General features: G+C 72.9%; 4 protein-coding genes. All 4 read left to right on the top strand.

What is annotated here, in order from left to right; translation table 11 throughout:
- On the top strand, window positions 1-740 hold a 740-nt coding region (locus tag AB0O00_RS33410; protein ID WP_363658239.1), incomplete at its 5' end, for an asparagine synthase C-terminal domain-containing protein.
- A gap of 75 nt (window positions 741-815) precedes the next feature.
- Window positions 816-1256 (top strand): cupin domain-containing protein, encoded by a 441-nt coding sequence (locus tag AB0O00_RS33405; RefSeq protein WP_363658237.1) that lies wholly within the window; start codon window positions 816-818, stop codon window positions 1254-1256.
- Window positions 1253-2524, top strand: a complete 1272-nt coding sequence (locus AB0O00_RS33400; protein WP_363658235.1) for a beta-ketoacyl-[acyl-carrier-protein] synthase family protein — start codon at window positions 1253-1255, stop codon at window positions 2522-2524. The genes AB0O00_RS33405 and AB0O00_RS33400 overlap by 4 nt, the downstream gene beginning before the upstream one ends.
- Window positions 2521-3301 (top strand): beta-ketoacyl synthase N-terminal-like domain-containing protein (locus AB0O00_RS33395; protein WP_363658233.1); only part of this gene is annotated, 781 nt, incomplete at its 3' end. The genes AB0O00_RS33400 and AB0O00_RS33395, both read left to right, overlap by 4 nt.

Raw genomic sequence — 3301 nt, 5'->3', positions numbered from 1 at the left:
CCGGCGTCGTGCTCTCCGGCGAGGGCGCCGTCGAGCTGTTCGGCGGCTTCCCCTGGATGCACGACCCCGAGCTGGTGCGCACCGGCCACTTCCCGTGGGTGGCGTACGAGCGCTCGCACGAGCAGTCCAGGGACGGTCTCGGGCTCGGCCTGTTCGACCGCGGGCTGCTGCGCGGCCTGGACCTGCCCGGGTTCGGCGCCGACGGCTACCGCCGGGCGATCGCCGAGGTGCCGCGGCTGGACGGCGAGAACGCGGCCGAGCGGCGCATGCGCGAGCTGTGCCACCTGCACCTGACCCGGTGGCTGCCGCGCCTGCTGGACCGCGAGGACCGGCTGGGCCGGGCGGTGGGGCTGGACGCCCGGATGCCGTTCTGCGACCACCGCCTGGTCGAGTACGCGTTCAACGTGCCCTGGCGGATGAAGACCTTCGACGGGCGGGAGAAGAGCCTGCTGCGGGCGGCCGTCGCCCCGCTGCTGCCGCGGTCGGTCGCCCAGCGACGCAAGAGCCCGTTCCCGGTCAACCAGGACCCGGCCTACGCCCGGATGCTCCAGCGCGAGCTGGCCGCGGTGCTGCGCGACCCGGCCGCCCCGGTGGCCCCGCTGCTGGACGGGCCGGCGGCCCGCGCGGCCGCCGGCGACGAATGGGCCGGCGGCTCGGACTGGCTGGCCCGCACCAACATCGAGTTCGCGCTCCAGCTCAACACCTGGCTGACCGAGTACCGCGTGCAGCTCGCCGTCTGACGATCCGTCAGTCGGATCACCCAGAGAAGGACCGGATCACCAGAGAAGGACCGGACCACCAGAGAAGGAGAGGCCATGAATTCAACCCCTGCCGTCGAGCCCGGGAAGGTCGCGTTCGCGGACGTCCCGCCGAACCGGCGGCGCGGCGGCGACCTGCGCGTCCTGCTCAGCCCGAGGACGTGCGCGGCCACTGCCGGCTTCCTCGGTGCGGGCTCGCTCATGCCCGGCGAGTTCGTCAGCGAGCACTACCACCCGTACTCCGAGGAGTACTTCTACATAGTCTCCGGCCGGATGACGCTGCGCCTGGAGGGCCGGCCGATCGAGCTGGTGGCGGGCGACTCGTTCATGATCCCGAAGGGGCTGCGGCACCGGATGGACAACCACGGCGACGAGGAGATGTTCGCCGTGTTCTTCCTCGGCCCGCTCGCCCCCAAGCCCGAGCTCGGCCACGTGGACACCGAGGAACTCCCCTCCTCCGGCGGCGAGTTGCCGCAGGTCGGAGCGGTGACCTCATGACCGGGCGCCGTGTCGTGGTGACCGGCATCGGGGTCATCGCCCCCAAGGGCGTCGGCACCGTCGAGTTCTGGGACACCCTGACGGCCGGGCGCACCGCGACCCGCCGCATCACCCACTTCGATCCGACGGACTTCCGCTGCCAGGTCGCCGCCGAGATCGACTTCGACCCGGCGGCCTGCGGCCTGTCCCCGCAGGAGGCCCGCCGCCTGGACCGGGCCGGCCAGCTCGCCCTGATCGCCGCCCGCGAGGCGCTGGCCGACAGCGGCCTGGCCGGCGGCGCGCCCGACCCCGGCCGGGTCGGCGTCTCACTGGGCAACGCGATCGGCTGCACCGAGCTGATGGAGCGCGAGTACGTCGTGCTCAGCGACGGCGGCAGCAAGTGGCTGGTGGACCCGCAGTACGCCGTCCCGCACCTGTACGACGTCATGGTCCCCAGCTCGATGGCGGCCGAACTGGCGTGGGCCTGCGGCGCCGAGGGCCCGGTGGGGCTGATCTCCACCGGCTGCACCTCCGGCATCGACGCGCTGGGCCACGCCTTCGAGCTGGTCCGCGAGGGCAGCGCGGACGTGATGCTCGCGGCCGGCACCGACGCACCGGTCTCCCCGGTGACGGTGGCCTGCTTCGACACCCTGCGCGCCCAGTCCACCGCCAACGACGACCCCGAGCACGCCTGCCGTCCCTACGACCGCGACCGCAAGGGCCTGATCCTCGGCGAGGGTTCGGCGGTCATGGTCTTCGAGGAGCTGGAGCACGCCCGCAGGCGCGGCGCGTACGTCTACTGCGAGGTGGCCGGGTACGCGAGCCGGGCCAACGGCTTCCACATGACCGGCCTCAAGCCGGACGGCCGGGAGATGGCCGAGGCGATCCGGGCCGCGCTCGACCAGGCCCGGGTGAACCCGCAGGAGATCGACTACGTCAACGGGCATGGTTCCGGCACCCGGCAGAACGACCGGCACGAGACCGCCGCCTTCAAACGGGCCCTGGGCGCGCACGCCTACCGCACCCCGGTCAGCTCGATCAAGTCGATGATCGGGCACTCGCTCGGCGCGATCGGCGCGATCGAGGTGGCCGCCTGCTGCCTGGCGATCGAGCACGACGTCGTGCCGCCGACCGCCAACCTGCAGACGCCGGACCCGGAATGCGACCTCGACTACGTCCCGGTCACCGCCCGCGACCAGAAGACCGACGTCGTGCTCAGCGTCGGCAGCGGCTTCGGCGGGTTCCAGAGCGCGATCGTGCTGGCCGACGAGGGGAGGGTGCCGAGATGACCGCGGGAGCGAGCAGACGCGCCGTGGTGACCGGTCTCGGGGTCGTCGCGCCGACCGGCATCGGCGTGAAGGCGTACTGGGCCAACACTCTCGACGGCCGCAGCGGGCTGGCGCCGATGACCCGGATGGACCCGTCCGGCTACCCGATCAAAGTCATCGGCGAGGTGCCGGACTTCGACCCGTACGCGCTGCTGCCCAGCCGGGTCGTCGTGGAGACCGCGCTGATGACCCAGTTCGGCCTGGTCTGCGCCGAGGAGGCCCTGCTCGACGGCGAGCTGGACCCCAAGGAGCAGCCCGAGTACCAGATGGGCGTCGTCACCGCCAACGCCACCGGCGGCGCCGAGTTCGGCCAGCGCGAGATGCAGAACCTCTATTCCAAGGGGCCCTCGCAGGTCGGCGCCTACATGGCGATCGCCTGGTTCTACGCGGCCAACTCGGGCCAGATCTCGATCCGGCACGGCATGCGCGGCCCGAGCGGCGTGTTCATCACCGACCAGGCCGGCGGGCTGGACTGCGTCGGCCAGGCCCGGCGCAACATCCGCGGCGGCACGACCTTCGTCCTGTCCGGCGGCACGGACTCCTCGTTCTCGCCCTCCGGCCTGGTCGGGCAGATCCCGCCCGGACTGGTCAGCCGCAGCACCGACCCCACCCGGGCCTACCTGCCCTTCGACGCCGCTGCCTCGGGCTACGCGCCCGGGGAGGGCGGGGCGATCCTCCTCGTCGAGGAGGCGGAGTCGGCCCGCGCCCGCGGCGTGCGCCCGTACGGCGAGTTCGCCG

Source organism: Kitasatospora sp. NPDC093558 (assembly GCF_040683475.1).
Lineage (GTDB): Bacteria > Actinomycetota > Actinomycetes > Streptomycetales > Streptomycetaceae > Kitasatospora.
Note: the sequence above shows the minus strand (reverse complement) of the source record. Positions and strands in the feature narration are given on the sequence as shown.